The 18,062-nt window shown below is 63.1% G+C and carries 21 protein-coding genes and 1 other RNA gene; 10 read left to right on the top strand and 12 right to left on the bottom strand.

Annotated features, from left to right (window positions below):
* The 3 genes from ssrA to smpB form a co-directional block, all read right to left on the bottom strand.
* Positions 1–356, bottom strand: a transfer-messenger RNA (tmRNA) gene (gene ssrA, locus Q0K09_RS07680).
* Positions 357–394: 38 nt separating this feature from the next.
* Complete coding sequence (locus Q0K09_RS07675) at positions 395–916, bottom strand: peptidylprolyl isomerase (RefSeq protein ID WP_294474947.1); 522 nt, start codon at positions 914–916, stop codon at positions 395–397.
* A gap of 25 nt (positions 917–941) precedes the next feature.
* Positions 942–1,406: an SsrA-binding protein SmpB gene (gene smpB, locus Q0K09_RS07670; protein WP_294474945.1), complete on the bottom strand. Its 465-nt coding sequence runs from the start codon at positions 1,404–1,406 to the stop codon at positions 942–944.
* Positions 1,407–1,662: 256 nt separating this feature from the next.
* Between smpB and Q0K09_RS07665 the strand changes: the two genes are divergently transcribed.
* Positions 1,663–2,787, top strand: coding sequence for a hypothetical protein (locus Q0K09_RS07665; RefSeq protein ID WP_294474944.1), 1,125 nt, complete (start codon positions 1,663–1,665; stop codon positions 2,785–2,787).
* A gap of 345 nt (positions 2,788–3,132) precedes the next feature.
* Here the strand turns inward: Q0K09_RS07665 and Q0K09_RS07660 are convergent, their stop codons facing one another.
* The 7 genes from Q0K09_RS07660 to Q0K09_RS07630 all read right to left on the bottom strand — a co-directional run bounded on the left by Q0K09_RS07660 (position 3,133) and on the right by Q0K09_RS07630 (position 9,313).
* Positions 3,133–3,603 (bottom strand): YbaK/EbsC family protein, encoded by a 471-nt coding sequence (locus Q0K09_RS07660; RefSeq protein WP_294474942.1) that lies wholly within the window; start codon positions 3,601–3,603, stop codon positions 3,133–3,135.
* Between the two features lie 2 nt (positions 3,604–3,605).
* The gene (locus Q0K09_RS07655) at positions 3,606–3,998 is read right to left on the bottom strand and encodes a thioesterase family protein (RefSeq protein WP_294474940.1); all 393 of its coding nucleotides are present in this window, start codon (positions 3,996–3,998) and stop codon (positions 3,606–3,608) included.
* A gap of 223 nt (positions 3,999–4,221) precedes the next feature.
* Positions 4,222–5,277: a spermidine/putrescine ABC transporter substrate-binding protein gene (locus Q0K09_RS07650; protein ID WP_294474938.1), complete on the bottom strand. Its 1,056-nt coding sequence runs from the start codon at positions 5,275–5,277 to the stop codon at positions 4,222–4,224.
* A 56-nt stretch (positions 5,278–5,333) separates the two neighbouring features.
* A complete protein-coding gene (locus Q0K09_RS07645) occupies positions 5,334–6,224 on the bottom strand; it encodes an ABC transporter permease (protein WP_294474937.1) in 891 nt (296 codons plus the stop codon).
* Positions 6,221–7,033, bottom strand: a complete 813-nt coding sequence (locus Q0K09_RS07640) for an ABC transporter permease (RefSeq protein WP_294474936.1) — start codon at positions 7,031–7,033, stop codon at positions 6,221–6,223. The genes Q0K09_RS07645 and Q0K09_RS07640 overlap by 4 nt, the downstream gene beginning before the upstream one ends.
* Positions 7,023–8,153 carry an ABC transporter ATP-binding protein gene (locus Q0K09_RS07635; RefSeq protein ID WP_294474934.1) on the bottom strand — a complete coding sequence of 377 codons (1,131 nt, stop codon included), beginning with the start codon at positions 8,151–8,153 and terminating at the stop codon, positions 7,023–7,025. The genes Q0K09_RS07640 and Q0K09_RS07635 overlap by 11 nt, the downstream gene beginning before the upstream one ends.
* A 143-nt stretch (positions 8,154–8,296) precedes the next feature.
* Entirely contained in the window at positions 8,297–9,313 is a 1,017-nt protein-coding gene (locus Q0K09_RS07630; RefSeq protein ID WP_294474932.1) for an RluA family pseudouridine synthase, read from the bottom strand.
* Between the two features lie 136 nt (positions 9,314–9,449).
* Here Q0K09_RS07630 and Q0K09_RS07625 point away from each other — a divergent pair, with 136 nt between their 5' ends.
* From Q0K09_RS07625 to Q0K09_RS07595, 7 genes are all read left to right on the top strand, one after another.
* The gene (locus Q0K09_RS07625; protein ID WP_294474931.1) at positions 9,450–9,959 is read left to right on the top strand and encodes a DUF177 domain-containing protein; all 510 of its coding nucleotides are present in this window, start codon (positions 9,450–9,452) and stop codon (positions 9,957–9,959) included.
* A 43-nt stretch (positions 9,960–10,002) separates the two neighbouring features.
* Positions 10,003–10,203, top strand: coding sequence for a 50S ribosomal protein L32 (gene rpmF, locus Q0K09_RS07620; protein WP_294474930.1), 201 nt, complete (start codon positions 10,003–10,005; stop codon positions 10,201–10,203).
* Positions 10,204–10,320: 117 nt separating this feature from the next.
* Positions 10,321–11,700, top strand: coding sequence for a DUF512 domain-containing protein (locus tag Q0K09_RS07615; protein WP_294474928.1), 1,380 nt, complete (start codon positions 10,321–10,323; stop codon positions 11,698–11,700).
* An 11-nt stretch (positions 11,701–11,711) separates the two neighbouring features.
* Positions 11,712–13,037 carry a ribosome biogenesis GTPase Der gene (der, locus tag Q0K09_RS07610; RefSeq protein ID WP_294474927.1) on the top strand — a complete coding sequence of 442 codons (1,326 nt, stop codon included), beginning with the start codon at positions 11,712–11,714 and terminating at the stop codon, positions 13,035–13,037.
* 2 nt (positions 13,038–13,039) lie between these two features.
* The gene (locus Q0K09_RS07605; RefSeq protein ID WP_294474924.1) at positions 13,040–13,747 is read left to right on the top strand and encodes a glycerol-3-phosphate acyltransferase; all 708 of its coding nucleotides are present in this window, start codon (positions 13,040–13,042) and stop codon (positions 13,745–13,747) included.
* Positions 13,748–13,751: 4 nt separating this feature from the next.
* On the top strand, positions 13,752–14,753 hold the full coding sequence (locus Q0K09_RS07600) for an NAD(P)H-dependent glycerol-3-phosphate dehydrogenase (RefSeq protein WP_294474922.1): 1,002 nt from the start codon (positions 13,752–13,754) through the stop codon (positions 14,751–14,753).
* A gap of 354 nt (positions 14,754–15,107) precedes the next feature.
* Positions 15,108–15,362: a transposase gene (locus Q0K09_RS07595; protein ID WP_365931812.1), complete on the top strand. Its 255-nt coding sequence runs from the start codon at positions 15,108–15,110 to the stop codon at positions 15,360–15,362.
* Between the two features lie 536 nt (positions 15,363–15,898).
* Here Q0K09_RS07595 and Q0K09_RS07590 read toward each other — a convergent pair.
* Positions 15,899–16,102: a sporulation sigma factor SigK gene (locus tag Q0K09_RS07590; RefSeq protein WP_365931798.1), complete on the bottom strand. Its 204-nt coding sequence runs from the start codon at positions 16,100–16,102 to the stop codon at positions 15,899–15,901.
* A 423-nt stretch (positions 16,103–16,525) separates the two neighbouring features.
* On the opposite strand from Q0K09_RS07590, the gene Q0K09_RS07585 reads away from it, so the two are divergent.
* Together Q0K09_RS07585 and Q0K09_RS07580 are read left to right on the top strand one after the other, a co-directional pair.
* Complete coding sequence (locus Q0K09_RS07585) at positions 16,526–16,897, top strand: DUF6465 family protein (protein WP_365931810.1); 372 nt, start codon at positions 16,526–16,528, stop codon at positions 16,895–16,897.
* A 104-nt stretch (positions 16,898–17,001) separates the two neighbouring features.
* Positions 17,002–17,193 carry a DUF6440 family protein gene (locus tag Q0K09_RS07580; protein ID WP_294474920.1) on the top strand — a complete coding sequence of 64 codons (192 nt, stop codon included), beginning with the start codon at positions 17,002–17,004 and terminating at the stop codon, positions 17,191–17,193.
* Positions 17,194–17,285: 92 nt separating this feature from the next.
* On the opposite strand, the gene Q0K09_RS07575 is transcribed toward Q0K09_RS07580, so the two are convergent.
* On the bottom strand, positions 17,286–18,062 hold a 777-nt coding region (locus Q0K09_RS07575), incomplete at its 5' end, for a transposase (protein ID WP_294474918.1).

The following is an 18,062-nucleotide window of genomic DNA, read 5'->3' as shown; positions in this document are numbered from 1 at the left end:
TGGTGGAGGCGGGGGGAGTTGAACCCCCGTCCGAAAACGTTTCAACGGGAACTTCTCCGGGCGCAGACGGTTAACTGAGATTCCCTTCCCTAAGCGCGAGCCGTCACGCTCAAAGGGTCGGTAGCTTCATGATTCATGGTGCGCGCAAAGCTTAGCGCACGCACGGTCCCCACTGAAATGACGCCCCGCTCCGGCTCGTGGGCCTTCCGGGCAGGACGGCCGCGGGCTAATCAGGCCGCGGCGAGTGCGTAGTTGTCGTTGTTCTTTAATTTATAAAGAATGCCCATTTTAAGGATGCTGGGCGCATCCGCCCGCTATTCCCGCCTCTGCGTCCCCGTCGAAACCGGTACGCCCCCGCAGTCAGGAGAGGGCCCCCCGGAAGCCGGGGGAGCCCTCAGCAGGTCTCCGGCTGGGGATACGCCTCCCCAAAGGTCTCTACCGTGATAGATTTGATGCACTGGTCCTGCCGGGGGCGGTCCATGGCGTCCCGGGGCTGGTTCACAATGGCGTCCGCCGTCTCCATCCCCTCGATGACCTTGCCGAAGGCGGCGTACTGGCCGTCCAGATGGGGGGCCTCCTCCACCATGATGAAGAACTGGCTGCCGGCGGAGTTGGGGGACATGGCCCGGGCCATGGACAGCACCCCACGCTCGTGCTTGAGCTCATTGGGGAAGCCGTTGCCGGAGAACTCCCCCCGAATGGCGTAGCCCGGCCCTCCCATGCCGGTGCCCTGGGGACAGCCCCCCTGGATCATAAAGCCCGGGATGACCCGGTGGAAGGTCAGGCCGTCGTAAAAGCCCGACTGGGCCAGATGGATAAAGTTGTTCACCGTGTTGGGGGCCGTCTGGGGGTAGAGCTCCACCACCATCTTCCGGCCATCCTCCATCTCAATGGTGGCTACGGGATTCTTTGCCATGGGAATACACTCCTTTTCACGCCGTCTAGCGGTTGCGCTCCTTCAAATGCCGGTCCATCTCCCGCTTGGCGTCCCGGGCGGCGGCGGCCTCCCGCTTGTCAAAGCGCTTCTTGCCCTTGCACAGGCCCACCTCCAGCTTGATGTGGGGCCCCTTGAAGTAGATGGACAGGGGCACCAGGGTGTAGCCGTCCTGCTTCACCCTGCCGTAGAGCCGGAGAATCTCCCGCTTGTGCATCAGCAGCTGCCGGGGCCGGAGGGGGTCCCGGTTGAAGATGTTGCCCTTCTCATAGGGGCTTACATGCATCCCGTGGACCACCATCTGCCCGTCCTTGACGACGCAGAAGGCATCCTTCAGATTCACATGGCCCATCCGAATGGACTTGACCTCGGTGCCGCACAGCGCGAGGCCGGCCTCGTACTTCTCCTCCACAAAGTAGTCGTGGTAGGCCTTGCGGTTGGAGGCGATGGGCTTGACCAGCTTGGATTCCATCCCGCGCCACCTCCATGGAAGGAATTCTGCCCCAGAGTGCCCGGCCCCGCCGGGCCGAATGGTATCTGGCTAGCCGAATTATTTTATCACGTTTCCACTGGCTTGTAAAGCCCTTTTTTCCCTTTTGTGGTCCTGCAGAAAAGATATCCTGCCCCCCCTCTTTATTTTATCCAGCTTCTGCCGATATTCTCCATAGAGGGATCACACCCAGAACCGTTCCATTTTCGTGAGTCTATACAGGCAAGGAGTGGGAGGAATGACAGGAATCAGCGGGGTCCGGGGCGAACCCATCCAGGCGGAGGGGCGCGTGCCCAATCCGCCGCCGGCCCGGCGGTCCGAGAAGGCCCAGGGACCCAGGAAGGATACCGTTTTCATGGATCGGACGCCCCAAATGCAGGCCCGGGCCGAGGCGCGGTTTGGGGAATTTTTGAAGCGGCTGCAAGCGGCGCACCCAGAGCTCCAGATTGTGATTTCTGACGGGCCAGCGGCCTGCGGGGACGATCTGCTCTCCCGGACGTTAAGGGATATGGGGGATGGGTACGCCTTGCTGCTGTCCAGGGAGTTTATGGCCCGGCTCGGCGCGGATGAGGGAGCCTGCCGCCGCAAGGCCCAGGCCGTTCTGGAGGTGGTCCGGCGGCTGGGCCGCTTTCAGAAGGGGGCGGCCGCGTGGCTGGGCGAGGAGGCCGCCGCCGTTCTGATGCGCACCTCCGATGCGGAAGAAGAGCGCACCGGCTGGGTCCAGGCGTGGGGCCGGCGGCAGGAGGAGGCCCTTTCCGACCTGCTGCCATCCTCTGCGGCGCAGGAGCAGGCGAAATCCGGATCGCCGCGTTCCGCCTGCTATCAAACCGGGGCGGCCTATTCCAAGCTGGCCGGGGCCAAGACAAAAACAGCGGTGCAATCGGTTGCCGCAGAGGTCCGGCGGAGCATCAGCGCCCTCAAGCTCGTGGCCGCTTACGGGGATGACAAAGCGCGCCTGAAGGCAAAAAAGGCTTTGAAGTCCCTGGAGAGGCTGCTTTTGCTGGCGAACAAAAAGATGCGCCGGTTTGACGACGAGCAGCTCACGGAAATCAGGAGAAAGCGGGCCCAGGAGGACAAGGAGAAGGAGATGCAGGCGGCGCTGGAGCTGAAGCGGAGGCGGACGTCCCGCGCCACAGGGGACGGGGCCATTCTCACGGAAGGCCGGCTCAATCGCGTCAGCCTGCCCGCCCACTGGAGCTGGGCGGAGGAACAGCGGCTGAAAAAACTGTATCGGGACCCTGCGGAGGACGAGCTGGCCGTCCTCCCAACGGCGGCGGGCATCCTTGCGGCCGTCTCAGTGGCGGAGCTTGGCGGGATGCCGGCGCCGGAGGGCTTTCAGATGGTGGATGTCATCGCCTATTAGGGCTTGTTTGAACATCGTCAACACACCCCGCCGGCAGGTCTTTCAACCGCTAGGGCTTGTTTGAAAAATGTCAACATGCCCAATCAGCGGGGCTTTTGCCCCCTGGACGGCGCAATTTTTCCTTGAAATCCGCCAGGATTCCTGCGAAAAAATTGCTTGCCAGCGGCCCAAAATCCCTCGCTGCTGGACACATCGCCAATTTTCAAACAAGCCCTAAGAAACCGTCGCCCTGCCCGGTGGCGGTTTCTGCCTTTTCCAGTGATTATAACGGGAAGCCGCCCGGTGGTATGGGGGCACGAAAAAAGGCGCCCCACCGGAGCGGGGCGCCTGGAGCTTCCGTCGAAATCAGTCCTGCCAGCCCTTGCACACGTCCACCCAGCCGGCGCCGGTGCAGGCCGAGAGCTCCTCCGGGCTGAGCCGGACGGCGGAGTTGGCGCTGCCGGCGGCGGGGTAGACGGTGTCGAAGCGCCGGAGGGAGACGTCCAGATAGACGGGGACGCCGTCCGGGAGGGCGAAGGGGCACACGCCCCCCACGGCGTGACCGGTGAGGGCCAGGGCCTGCTCCGGGGTGAGCATGGAAGCCTTGTGGTGGAAGAGGGCCTTGAACTTGCCGTTGTCCACCTTGGCGTCCCCGGCACAGACCAGCAGCAGCGCCCCGCCCTCGTGGGCGAAGGAGAGGGTCTTGGCGATGCGGGCCGGTTCACAGCCCACGGCCTGGGCGGCCAGGTCCACTGTGGCGCTGGAGACGTCGAACTCCCGCACCCGGTCCTCCAGGCCCCGCTCCCGCAGATAGGCGCGCACATGCTGAATGGACACGGTCAGTCCACCTTCTTCTTTTCGGTCTTGGCCAGGAAGCGCTCCACGTCGATGATGAAGCGGTTGTGGGTCCCCTTGCCGATGGGGCCGGCCTCGTCATAGGCGGTGACGGCGAAGGTGAGGGCCTTGCCGTCCACGGCGGTGACCTCGGCCTCGGCCCAGACCTTCAGGCCGATGGGGGTGGCGGCGTCGTGGGAGACGTCCAGATGGGTGCCCACAGAGCCCTGTCCGGCCTCCATATAAGGGGCCAGGGCGTCCACGGCGGCGTTCTCCATCAGAGCGATCATGAAGGGGGTGCCGAAGACGGGCACCAGCCCGGAGCCCACGGCGGCGGCGGTATTCTCCCGGGTAACCACGGTCTCGGCCCGGCCCTTGGTTCCTACGGTGATAGACATTGGGATTTCCTCCTTATTCTCTGTCTGGGTCCGGCGTCCGCCCCCAGGCGGCCCCTCCGGCCCTGCTTGGAGTATGTGCAAATAACAAATATTAGTCTACAATACGCCGGAAAAAAATGCAAGGGCAACACTGTACAAAGATGAAGGATCAAAGGGGGCGGAACGCCGTCAGGCGCAAAAAGGACCCCGAAATCCTTCGGGGCCCTTGGGCGGTTCCGACGCGTCAGGTGGCCGACTTGAGCCGGGTCCACTCGCTGTCGTAGAGGTCCAGAATGTTCTGGGGCAGGCCGGCGTAGCTCTCGCACTGAGCCAGAATCTCCGCGCCGGGGTAGGCGTAGGGGTCGGAGGAGACCTCCGGGTCCAGCTCCTCCCGGACGGAGAGCAGGGGGGTGGAGTACCAGATGGCCTCGCAGTTCTTCAGGCCCACCTCCGTAGAGCACATGAAGTTGATGAAGGCCTCGGCGTTCTCCTTGTTGGCCGCCCCCTTGGGGATGCACATGGCGTCCACATAGATGTTGGTGCCCTCCTCCGGGAGGTAGAAGCCAAGGTCGGGGTTGGACTCCAGCATGGTCAGGTAGTCGCCGTAGTAATAGGTGCCAATGGCGGCGTTGCCCCCCTCCAGCTTGCCAAAGATCTCGTCCATGACGTAGCCCTGGAGAATGGGCCGCTGCTGGATGAGCAGATCCACCGCCTCCACAATCTGGGTCTCGTCGGTGGTGTTGTAGGAGTAGCCCAGGGACTTCAGGGCGATGCCGATGGCGTCCCGGGAGTTGTCGATCATCACGATGTCGCCGGCGTACTTCTCATTCCAGAGGAGGTCCCAGCTGCCCAGGTCGGCCTCGTCCACCATGGCGGTGTTGTAGATGACCCCCATCAGACCCCACATGTAGGGGACCGAGTAAAGGTTCTCCGGGTCGTACTCCGGGTTCTTCAGCTCCGGGTCGATGTCGGAGAAGTTGGGGATGTTGTCAAAGTTCAGGGGCTCCAGCATGTCTTCCGAGATGAGGCGGGCGATCATGTAGTCGGAGGGGATGATGACGTCGTATTCGGCGCCGCCGCCGGAGAGCATGGCGTACATGGTCTCATTGCTGTCGTAGTACTGGTAGTTGACCTTGATGCCGGTCTGGGCCTCGAAGTCGTCCAGCACGGACTCGTCGATATACTCCCCCCAGTTGTAGACGTTCACTTCCCCGTTGGAAGCAGTGCCGCTCCCGCCGCAGGCGGACAGGAGTCCGGTGAGCATGGCGGCGCTCACCGCGATAGCCAGAGTCTTTTTCAATTCCTTTCGTCTGCTCCTTTCAGCAACAAATCTATAACCAGGCCCAGAGGGCCGAGTTATCGGTCTTGGGCGGGGACATCCAGGTCCTCGTTGGCCAGAGAGAGAATGCCCTCGGCGGCCGGGCCGCGCCCAGCCCGTCTGGAGCGCCGGAGCCCGCCGCTCTGCCGCAGGTTGATGAGGATGAGCAGCAGCAGCACCGCCAGGAACATCAATGTGGACAGGGCGTTGATCTCAGGGCTCACCCGCCGGCGCACCATGGAGTAGACCACCATGGAGAGGGTGGAGGTCTGGCCCCCGGCGGTGAAGTAGCTGATGAGAAAGTCGTCGATGCTCATGGTGAAGGCGATGAGCATCCCGCTGACAATGCCGGGCATGAGCTCCGGCAGCACCACCTTGAAGAAGGCGTACAGGCCGGTGGCCCCCAGATCCTGGGCGGCCTCCGCCAGATGGGGGTCCAGCTGCCGGAGCTTGGGCATCACTGAGAGGATGACGTAGGGGATGTCAAAGGTGATGTGGGCGATGAGCAGGGTGGGAAAGCCCAGGCTGAAGTCGATCCCCCACTGGGCCAGCACCTGCCCGGTGAAGACGAAGAGGAGCATCATGGACACGCCCGTGATGATGTCGGCGTTGGTCAAAGGGATGTTGTTCACCGACAGGCAGACCGTCCTGGCCCGGCCCCTGAGGTTATAAAAGCCGATGGCTGAGGCCGTACCGGCCACGGTGGCGATGGCGGTGGCCAGCACCGACACCAGCAGGGTGGTCTGCAATGCCTCCAGCACCGAGCGGTTCTGGAAGAGCTCCAGATACCAGTCCAGGGTGAAGCCCCCCCACACGGCGTTGCTCCGGGAGTCGTTGAAGGAGAAGGCGATGAGCACAAAGATGGGGGCGTAGAGGAAGAGGAAGATGAGGAAGATATAGATCCGGGAGATGGGCCCGTTCTTTTTCACAGCAGCACCGCCTCCCCCTCGCCCTCGCCGAAGCGGTTCATAAGGCCCATGCTCACCAGGACAATGACCATCATCACCAGGGAAATGGCCGAGCCCAGATGGGGGTTATAGGCCGAGCCCAAAAACTGCATCTCGATAAGGTCCCCCAGCAGCAAATTCATGCCGCCCCCCAGCAGCCGGGAGATGACAAAGGTGGACACCGAGGGGATAAACACCATGGTGACCCCCGAGAGGACACCCGGCAGGGACAGGGGGAAGATCACCCGGCGGAAGACTTGGGCGCTGTTGGCCCCCAAATCCTGGGCGGCCTCAATGACCCGGGGGTCGATCTTCTCGATGACCGAGAAAATGGGCAGCACCATGAAGGGCAGGAAGTTGTAGACCATGCCCAGCACCACGGCCGCGGGGGTGCCGATGATGTCCAGCTTGGGCAGGCCCACCGTCTCCAGCAGGGTGTTGAAAAAGCCGTTGCGCTCCAGCAGGAAGACCCAGGAATAGGTCCGCAGCAGGAAGTTCATCCACATGGGCAGCATGATGAGGAGCATGGCCATGCCCCGCAGGCGGCTCTGCTCCCGGGCCAGCAGCAGGGCCAGGGGGTAGCCCAGGAGGATGCACACCAGGGTGGCCAGGAATGCCAGCAGGAAGGACCGGCCGAAGACCCCGGCGTACTGGACCATATTGGAAAAATTATCTAGGGTAAAGCCGCCCTCCCGGGTGGTGAAGGCGTAGACCACCACCAGAATCAGGGGGGCGACAACAAAGAGGGCCATCCACCCCACATAGGGAATGGCCAGAGATTTATGCTTCATGGCCGTCCTCCCCCTCCGGCCCCTCGTTGAGTTCGTCATAGGCGTCGCTGTAGGAGCTGTAGTCGCCGAAGGTGCCGGAATAGGCGCTCTTCTTCATGATGTGGAAGCCGTCGGGGTCGATCTTCACACCGATGCGGGAGCCCACCGGGGAGTAGTCGGTGGTCTGGATGAGCCACTTAAAGCCCCGGAAGTCCACGATGGTGTCGTAGTGGACCCCCTTGAAGGTGACCTCGGTGACGGTGCCGGTGAGCTGGCCCTGGTCCTCGGGGACGATGTCGATGTCCTCGGGGCGGATGACCACGTCCACGGGCTCGTCCTTGTCAAAGCCCTTGTCCAGGCAGGGGAAGAGCTTGCCGTACAGACCCACCACCCCGTCGGCGTACATGACGCCGTCGATGATGTTGGACTCCCCGATGAAGTCGGCCACAAAGGCGTTCTTGGGCTCGTTGTAGATGTCCTCCGGGGTGCCGATCTGCTGAATGCTGCCCTTGTCCATGACCACGATGGTGTCGGACATGGTGAGGGCCTCCTCCTGGTCATGGGTGACATAGATGAAGGTGATGCCCACCTGCTGCTGAATCTTCTTGAGCTCAATCTGCATGTCCTTTCGGAGCTTCAGGTCCAGGGCCCCCAGGGGCTCGTCCAGCAGAAGGACCTGGGGGCGGTTGACAATGGCCCGGGCGATGGCGATGCGCTGCTGCTGGCCGCCGGAGAGGGAGTCCACGCTCCGCTTGCCGTAGCCGGGCAGGTTCACCAGCTCCAGGGCCTCCTCCACCCGGCGCTTGAGCTCCGCCGGGGGGACCTTGCGGATGCGCAGGCCGAAGGCCACGTTCTCGAAGATGTTCATATGGGGGAACAGGGCGTACTTCTGAAAGACCGTGTTGACCTTCCGCTTGTGGGGCGGCACGTCGTTGATGCGCACGCCGTCGAAGAACACGTCCCCAGAGGTGGGCCTCTGGAAGCCGCCGATGATGCGCAGGGTGGTGGTCTTGCCGCACCCAGAGGGGCCCAGCAGCGTGAGGAACTCCTGGTCGTTGATATAGAGGTTGATGGAGTTCAGCACGACCTCGTCGTCGAACACCATCCGCAGATCCGTCAGGCGGATGAGCTCCTTGGACATGTATCCTCCCCCGTTTCCTTGAAAAATATGGGTTTTGTGCGGGCGGCGCGGGGCGCGGCCCTCAAAAAAGGCGCACCCAAACCGGCGGTTGGGTACGCCCTTCCAAAACAGCACCTTAACTATATCCGCTTCCGCGAAAAAAGTCAATAGCTTTCCGGCGGGTTTTCTGTAAAATTCCCGGGACCGCTCCGGGGGAGGGCGCCGGGGCCGAAATACTCCTCCACAAAGTCCACCCGGTCCACCTGCCAGCTCCGGCCGTTGAGGGACTCCAGGGCCCCGGCGGGGGTGGTGAAGGCGAAGACCAGCTTGTAGGACCACAGGGCCTGGAACTTCCGGCCGTAGCGGCGGTCGTCCCGGTTCCGGCCGTACTTGCCGTCCCCCAGCAGGGGGTGGCCGGCGGCGGCGAACTGGGCCCGGATCTGGTGGGTCCGGCCGGTGATGAGCTCGCACTCCACCAGGGACAGGCCGTCCTTTACCTGGAGGGTCCGGTAGCGGGTGAGGGCGGTGCGGCCTCCGGGCACCGGGGCCCGGTGGACCGTCACCTGATTTTTGTCCGCGTCCTTGGACAGGAAGCCCTCCAGCCGCCCCTGGGGGGGCCGCAGCCGGCCGTGGACGGCGCAGAGGTAGTATTTTTCGATCTCCCGGTCCCGGATCTTCTGATTCATGACCCGCAGGGCCTCGGCGGTCTTGGCGGCGATGACGATGCCCCCGGTGTTGCGGTCGATGCGGTTGCACAGGGCGGGGGTGAAGGCCCCCGCCTGCCGGGGGTCCCACTCCTTTTTCTGATAGAGGTAGGCCTGAATGTGGGTGATGAGGGTGTTGACGTACTCCCCCTGATCCGGGTGGACCAGCAGGCCGGGGCGCTTGTTCACCAGCAGCAAATGGGCGTCCTCATAGAGGATGTCCAACTGGGGCCGGAAGACCGCCAGAAAGGCGTTGTCCTCCCGGGGCCGGTCGAAGAACTCGTCGTTGATATACAGTTGGAGCACATCCCCGGCCCGGAGCCGCAGGTCCCCGCGGGCCCTCCTGCCGTTGACCTTCACCCGCTTGAGGCGGAGGTACTTCTGGGCCAGGGGGGCCGGGAGGAGGGGCAGGGTCTTGCCCAGCCAGCGGTCCAGCCGCTGGCCGGCGTCGTTCTGGGTGGCGGTGAATTCTCTCATGGCCGCGCCTCTTCCATCGGTTTTTTGAGATGAGTATAGCACAGACCTGGCCGGAAAGGAAAGAGCGAAAAAAAGTATTTGACATTGGAGAGGGGTTTCGTTATAATGTCATTTGTGCCATTATGCGAGGTGTGCCATGCGACTGAACCTGAAGGAGATCATCCATGTACCCGGAGGGGTCTGTCCCTTCGACTACCAGCTGGATTTATCCGGCTTGGACTTTTCCGGGGCCCACCCCATCGACCGGCCAGTGGCCGTGCGGGGACAGGTCCGCAACATGGCGGGCGCCCTCCTGCTGGAGGGAACGGCCTCCACCACCCTCCATCTGACCTGCGACCGGTGCGGCAAGCCCCTGGCCCGGGAGAAGGTGGTCCCTCTGGAGACCCTTCTGGCCACGGAGCTCTCCGACGAGCGCAGCGACGACGAGATCGTGCTGCTGGAGGGGGACGAGGTGGACCTGGACGAGGTGGCGGCCACGGCCTTCGTCCTCGCGATGGAGAGCAAGAATCTCTGCTCAGAGGACTGCAAGGGCCTGTGCCCCGGCTGCGGCGCCGACCTGAACGTGGAGGCGTGCCGGTGCAGGCCCGAGGTGGACCCCCGGCTGGCAGCGCTCGCCCAGCTGCTGGAACAGGAAGAGCGCGAGTAAATGAGCATCTGCCCGTGGAGCGGGCGTCAAGGAGGTGTCACAGATGGCAGTCCCGAAGAGTAAAGTATCCAAGCAGCGCCGCGACAAGCGCCGCAGCTCCGTTTGGAAGCTGGAGGCTCCCGGCCTGGTGAAGTGCCCCAAGTGCGGCGCTTACCGCCTGCCCCACCGGCTCTGCAAGTCCTGCATGACTTACAACGGCCGCAGCTTCGCCAAGGTGGAGGCTACCGAGGTCAAGGCCAACTAAAGACCGAGAAAAGAACAGAGGGGACGGTTCCCCTCTTTCTTTTTGTTTCGGCAAAGCGAAAGTCAAATGGAAAGAAAAAAGGCCCAAAGGAAAGGGCCGAAATTCTGGAGGGAGGGATTGTCTGTGAGCACCAGGATCGCCTCCGTGGACGCCGGCAGTCCGGCGGCGCGGGCGGGGGTCCGGCCGGGGGAGACCCTGCTGGAGCTCAGCGGCCACCGGGTGGCGGACGTGCTGGACTATAAATTCTACGGCTACGACGCCCGGATCACCCTGACCCTCCAGACCCCCGGCGGGGCGCGGCGGACCGTGAAGATCCGCAAGGAGGAGGGGGAGGACCTGGGCCTCAACTTCGAGACCTACCTCATGGACCGGGCCCGGTCCTGCGCCAACCAGTGCCTCTTCTGCTTCGTGGACCAGATGCCTCCGGGGATGCGCAAGAGCCTCTACTTCAAGGACGACGACGCCCGGCTGTCCTTCCTGCTGGGCAACTATATCACCCTCACCAACCTCTCCCCCCGAGCGCTCCAGCGGATCATGGACCTGCGGGTGAGCCCCATTAACATCTCCGTCCACACCACCGACCCGGACCTCCGCGTCCAAATGCTGAAAAACCCCCGGGCGGGGGAGTGTCTGGCGGTGATGACCCGGCTGGCCCAGGCGGGCATCCGCATGAACTGCCAGGTGGTGGCCTGCCCCGGCCTCAACGACGGCCCCGCCCTGGACCGCACCCTCCGAGACCTGGGAGGGCTCTACCCCCAGGTGGAGAGCGTGGCGGTGGTGCCCGTGGGGCTGACCCGGTTCCGGGAGGGCCTGTACCCCCTGGAGCCCTACACCTCCGCCCAGGCCGCCGCCCTCCTGGAGCAGGTGGGGACCTTCGCCGGGGCCTTCCTCCAGGCGGAGGGGACCCGCCTGGCCTGGTGCTCCGACGAGTTCTACCTCCTGGCAGGGCGGCCCCTGCCGCCCCTGGCCTTCTACGAGGAGCTGCCCCAGCTGGAAAACGGCGTGGGGATGCTCCGGCTCCTCCAGCACCAGGCCGCTTTTGCCCTGGAGGACCTGGACCCCGGCGCCGCGCCGCCCCCCTTCGCCATCGCCACGGGCGTGTCCGCCGCCCCCTTTTTGCGGGAAATTGTGGACAAGGCCCAGGCCCGCTGCCCCGGCCTCCAGGGGCGGGTCTACCCCATCCGCAACCGCTTTTTCGGGGAGACCATCACCGTGGCGGGGCTGGTCACCGGCGGGGACCTGACAGCGCAGCTCCGGGGGCAGGACCTGGGGACGCGGCTGCTGCTGCCCGACTGTATGCTCCGGGCCGGGGAGGACGTCTTCCTGGACGACGTGACGGTGGGGCAGGTGGAGCAAGCCCTGGGGGTCCCGGTGGAGGTGGTGGAGGCCGGCAGCGGCTTCGACCTGGCCGGCGCCATCCTGGGCCTGCCCCGGGAGCGGTCCGCCGCCGCCCTGCCTCCGGAAGACGAATATTACCGGTACAACCCGGAACGATAGGGAGGGAAGCTATGAAGCCCTTGGTAGCCATTGTGGGCCGGCCCAACGTGGGCAAGTCCATGCTCTTCAACAAGCTGGTGGGCCAGCGGCTGTCCATTGTGGAGGACACCCCCGGCGTCACCCGGGACCGGCTCTACGCCGAGGCCGAGTGGCGGGGGCGGGTTTTCGACCTGGTGGACACCGGCGGCATCGAGCCGGACAGCGACGATGAGATTCTGCGCTTCATGCGCCGGCAGGCGGAAATCGCCATAGAGAACGCCGATGTCATCGTCCTTCTGTGCGACATCAAGACGGGCCTTACCGCTTCGGACCAGGAGGTGGCCAATCTGCTGCTGCGGTCCCGGAAGCCAGTGGTGCTGGCGGTGAACAAGTGCGACCAGACAGGGCCCACCAACCCGGACATCTACGAGTTCTACAACCTGGGCCTGGGGGACCCCATTCCGGTCTCGGCGGTCCACGGCCACGGCGCCGGGGATCTGCTGGACGCCTGTTTGGAGCATTTCCCCCCGGAGGACCAGGAGGAGGAGGCGGACGACGTCATCAAGGTGGCGGTCATCGGCAAGCCCAACGTGGGCAAGTCCTCCCTGGTGAACCGGATTCTGGGGGAGGAGCGGGTGATCGTCAGCGACGTGGCGGGCACCACCCGGGACGCGGTGGACAGCTTCTTCGAAAATGAGACGGGGAAGTACCGCCTCATCGACACCGCCGGGATGCGGAAGAAGGCCAAGGTGGAGGACCGGGTGGAGAAGTTCTCCGTCCTCCGGGCCACCATGGCCATTGAGCGCAGCGACGTCTGCCTCATCCTCATCGACGCCCACGAGGGGGTCACGGAACAGGACACCAAGGTGGCTGGTCTGGCCCACGAGGTGGGGAAGGCCAGCATCATCGTGGTCAACAAGTGGGACGATGTGGAGAAGGACGACAAGACCATGGACCGGATGCGTGGGGAGATCCGCCGGGACCTCTCCTATATGACCTACGCCCCCATCCTCTTTCTCTCGGCCAAGACGGGGCAGCGGGTGGGACGGCTGTTCCCCCTCATCCGCTATGTGTGGGATCAGGCCTCCCTGCGGATCACCACCGGGATGCTCAACTCCCTGCTGGCCGACGCCACCGCCCGGGTCCAGCCCCCCACGGACAAGGGGAGGCGGCTGAAGATCTTCTATATGACTCAGGTGGGCATCCGGCCGCCCCATTTTGTCTGCTTCTGCAACGACGCCCAGCTCTTCCACTTTTCCTATCAGCGCTATCTGGAAAATCAGATTCGGAACACCTTCGGCCTGGAGGGGACGCCGGTGCGGCTGACCATCCGGCAGAAGGGGGACAAGGAGGGGTGAGTATGGAGGATTCTGTCGTCATGGGCGCGGCGCCCAATGCCCTGGCCGCCTACCCGGAGCTGCTGGGGCAGCTTTGGCTGCCCATGGTCCTGCTGGCCGCTTGGGCCTACCTCTGCGGCTGCTTCAATGGGGCGGTCATCGTCTCCAAGTATATCCTGCGTGACGACGTGCGCACCCACGGCAGCGGCAACGCTGGGCTGACCAATTTCTACCGCACCTTCGGCGGGCCCCTGACCCTTGTAGTCATTCTCTGCGACGTGCTCAAGGCAGTGGTAGCTATCCTGACCGCCGTCTTTGCCGTCCATCTCCTGGACGCCCATGCTTCTGTGATCCCGCTGGCCAAATATTGGGCGGGCCTCTTTTGTCTGCTGGGACACATGTTTCCCTGTATGTTCCACTTCAAGGGGGGCAAGGGCATCCTCTCCGGGGGGACCATCGTCCTGATGCTGGACTGGCGCATCGCCCTGGTGGTGTGGGGGGGCTTTCTGGTGCTGGTGCTGCTGACCCGGTGGGTCTCTCTGGGCTCCTGCTGGGCGGCGGCCTCCTTCCCCTTTGCCACCTGGTTTGTCTACCGGGACGGGCTGCTGCTGGCCCTGGGCATTTTCATCAGCGGGCTCATTTTGTGGAAGCACCGGAGTAACATCGCCCGGCTCTTCCGGGGGGAGGAGAGCAAGCTCACCTTCCACAAGAAAAACGAAACGGGGGTATAGTACGGTGAAGCTTTCTGTCATTGGCTCCGGGGGCTGGGGGACGGCCCTGGCCCTGCTGCTGCTGGAAAACGGCCATGAGGTGGCCCTGTGGTCCTATACGGAGGAGGAGTCCCGGGTCCTCCGGGAGACGGGGGAGAACCCCATGCTCAAGGGGGTGCCCCTTCCGGTGGAGCTGGCGCTCACCACGGATTTGGCCTGCGTCCGGGGCTGTCCGGTGGTGGTGCTGGCCACTCCCTCCTTCGCGGCGCGGAGCACCGCCCGCCGTCTGGCTCCGCTGCTGGACCCGGGGGCGGTGGTGGTGTCGGTGTCCAAGGGCATCGAGCAGGAGACCTCCCGCACCCTGACCCAGGCCATTGAGGAGGAGATTGGAGAAGGCCATCCGGTGGCGGCGCTGTCGGGGCCCTCCCACGCCGAGGAGGTGGGCCGGAGGGTGCCCACGGCGGTGGTGGCGGCGGCCCGGGACCAGGGGGCCGCTGAGCTGGTCCAGGACCTCTTCATGAACCCCCGGTTCCGGGTCTACGCCTCCGGGGACGTGGTGGGGGTGGAGCTGGCGGCGGCCATGAAGAACGTCATCGCTCTGTGCGCCGGCTGCTGCGACGGCATGGGCTGCGGGGACAACACCAAGGCGGCCCTAATGACCCGGGGGCTCACGGAGATCGCCCGGCTGGGGGTGGCCATGGGGGGCCGGAAGGAGACCTTCGCCGGGCTGGCGGGGGTGGGGGACCTGATTGTCACCTGCACCTCCATGCACTCCCGGAACCGCCGGTGCGGGATACTCATCGGACAGGGCACGCCGCCCGCCCAGGCGGTGCGGGAGATCGGCGGGGTGGTGGAGGGATACTACGCCGCCGCCAACGCCAAGGCCCTGGCGGACAAGCTGGGGGTGGAGATGCCCATCTCCGCCGCAGCCTATGAGGTGCTCTACCGCGGAAAGGACCCCATGGTGGTCCTCCGGGAGCTGATGACCCGGGAAAAGAAGCACGAGATTGAGGACAGCTGGGTCTGAGGGGACCCAGCGGGCCCCCGGCACAGGGTTCCGCCCCTGTACGGCCCTGCCCTGCCAGTTCCGGCTCCCAGCCGGAGGTGGTTCCGGGACCCTGCCGGGGGGCCGCCTGCCCGGCTGGGGCAAGAACCGTTTCTTTTTCTGCGGAAAAAGAAACGGTTCTTCCTCTCCTCACAAAAGCTGCGCTTTTGCGGGGCCCCCCGAAGGGGGCTTTGATGGCCTCCGGCTGTTCCGTGCGCCGGCTTACGCCGGAAGTGGTTACAAAGTACGGAATTTCTGAGTTTTCGGGAACCGCTGATTTAATCCACACAGGGTGGAAAATATGGTATAATAGGGCGGAAGGAATGAAGCAGGAAAATTTCAGCGATATGGAATACAGCTGCCGGCAGCGGCTTTGTTCATACGGTAGAAGCAACGCCAGCCAATGTCCATGACGTCACTGCGGCGGCAAAACTGCTGCGAGAGGACGATGAGGCCGTCTACGGGGACAGCGCATATCTGGGACTGGAAAAACGGGATGAAATCAAGCATGACCCACAGCTTTCCGCCATCGAATACCGGATCAGCTGCCGCCCGGGCAAGGCTGCCCAGGGTCTCCGACAACGCCATTGACTGGGAGCGGTACATCGAGAGCCGTAAGTCCTCTGTACGCTGCAAAGTGGAGCATCCCTTCCGAATTGTGAAAAACATCTTCGGTTTCCGAAAGACGATTTACCGTGGGCTGCGAAAAAATCTCAACTGATTACATGTGCTCTTTGCCAGCGTAAGCCTGCATATGCGTGCCAGGGCGGGCGGCTCTCTACGCCCGGCCTGGGATTCCTGCGCCCTTTAGGGCTTGTTTGAAAATCGGCGCTGTGTCCAGCAGCGAGGGTTTTTGGGCCGCTGGCAAGCAATTTTTTCGCAGGAATCCTGGCGGATTTCAAGGAAAAATTGCGCCGTCCAGGGGGCAAAGGCCCCGCCGGTTGGGCATGTTGACATGTTTCAAACAAGCCCTAATTGCATTCCAGTAAATCAGTGTATCCCTATTATAGTCTCTGAACAAAGCTTGTCCACTACTGCGCCAGAGAATGCTTCCTTTTGCTTTATCCCATATCAACTCCCGCAAAGCCGCGTCACCGCTGGCCTTGCGGGAGTTCTTTCCTTCCGCATCAACCGTTCTTGACAATGTGCGCCACCAGACGCAGGTTGTGCTCGATGAGGGTGTTCCTGGCATCCAGGTCTCCGGCGGCGAAGCGCTCCAGGCAGGCCCGTTCCTCCTCCGCCTTCAGCGGCTTGGGAAAGGACCCGCCGTCTGAAAGCCGCAGCGGAAACACCAACGTGTTGAGTATGAGGATCATCCAGGCGGACAGCATATCTCCCACCTCTCCTTCCTTTCAATTCCTCTTTTACTCTATTCCAGACCGGGCGCGTCCTAGTGCTCCATCCGGTCAGAATCCTGCATTCGCTCCCGGGCAGGCTGATCGCCTGCGTGCGTTGTCGTCCTGGATGGGCGGTAAGCCCATCTGCGTCCTCCGCCTTCTCAGACGCCCAGCCTGCTCCGGGGCCAAACTGCAATTTCTGACCGGATGGAACACGAGACAGTTTTCCGCGAAAGGATGGGAGCGCGGCGGCTGGGGGGAGTCCGCCGGAGGGCGGCGCATCCCCGCCTGCGGCGGGGAAATTCGCGGGGAAACCGCGCCGGATGTCCCAAATTTCCCGGAAGGATGGGCATTATAGCTATAAGGCCGCACTTCTTATCGCAAAAATAGTAAATTTAACCGATGTCATTCTTGTAAATTTTTGATAAAATAAGGGACAAGCAGAAACGGCGCACTGCCGCAAGAAAAGGAGAATGTATGATGGCAAACACCAGAAAAAAGGCGGCGGCTCCGGCCGCAGCATCCACAGCCGGCCCAAAGGCTCCGGTCAAGGCCGCCGCAGGGCAGGAGGAGCAGGCTCCCGTCAAGCGCACCCGGAAGACCGCCCCCAAGGTGGCCCTGTACGTCCAATACCAGGGCCGGCAGATCTCCCAGGCGGAGGCTGTGGAGGCCGTGAAGGCCGCCTGGACCGGAGCGCCCATCAAGACCCTGGACCTCTATGTCAAGCCCGAGGACGGGGCGGTCTACTATGTGGTCAACGGCGGGGAGGGCGGCAAGCTCCCATTCTGAGCCGGAGGGGAGCGCCATGTGAAGCCGTTTCCCAGGCGGACCGCAGCCTGCACGGGCCCGTCCCCGGACAGGGGCCCAATCCAGACCCGGAGGAGGGGGCAGCGATGTTCGACAGCAAGAAGAAACGATTCTGCGTCACAGAGGAAGAGATCTTTCCATTTGGAGCAATCCTGGTGGTGGATATGCGGACAGGCGTCAACTATCTCATGTCCGTTACAACCGGAGTCACCGCCATCACGCCGTTGCTGGACAGGGACGGGCAGGTGGTCATTGATCGGGTCCCAACCGAACCATAAGCCCAGACAAGGCCGCCCACGGCGGGATAAAAACGGACCCCTGTGCGTTTGGCACAGGGGTCCGCAGCCTGTCGAGAAACCCGGTCTACAGTTTATGCGTAGGCCGGGTTTCTGGCGCGAAGTGTGCAGAGCAGGATACAAATGAAGGGTGAACGCTTCTCCCTCCACAGCCATTTGGCCAGTTTTTTGAGGTTCATGGCAGCAAATTTAAGCTTCACCCAGTTGGTAACCTGGGCCAAGCCTCTGTACTGCGTATAACGCATGGCGTGTTTTTCCTTGGCGTCTGCAAAGACCCGTTCAATGGTCTCTTTCCGCCGCTTGTAGAGCTCCTGGTATTTGGGCGTATAGCGGGCGTCGTCGGCCAATTCCTCGTAGTCCTTCCAGATATGCCTCTGCACGGTCTTTACACAGTCCTTGGAGCAGGTACACAGATGGCGGGTGGGACAGTTGAGGCAGATCTTGGGGTCGCTTTTGTATTCCCGGTATCCGTCCCGGTTGGTTGTGCGGTAAGTCAGGACCTGGAATTCCGGGCAGAGCACACAGTCGTAATACTCGTCATATACATACTTCCACCATTCATGGCCGCCCTTCCTGGTCTGAGGCCGCTTGTAAGCGGTGGACAGCACACGTCCATCTTCAAATACCTTCTTGCAGATATGAGGCGTCTTGTAAGCGGAGTCGGCAACAATGGTCTCCGTTTCCGGGAACGCCGCTGTTACACGGTCATAGACCTCATCAAAGGCCACGCTGTCATGTACATTCCCGGTGGTAACGACGGTCTCCAGAATAAAACCATGCTTGTCACAGGCCGTGTGGGCCTCATAGGCAAACTGCCGCTTGTGGTCTCCCTTGACAAACAAGCCGCTGTC

It is taken from the genome of uncultured Intestinimonas sp. (assembly GCF_944387725.1).
In the GTDB taxonomy this organism is placed as follows: domain Bacteria; phylum Bacillota; class Clostridia; order Oscillospirales; family Oscillospiraceae; genus Intestinimonas.
The sequence above is the reverse complement of the archived record's forward strand: the minus strand, read 5'-3'. Positions and strand labels throughout refer to the sequence as shown.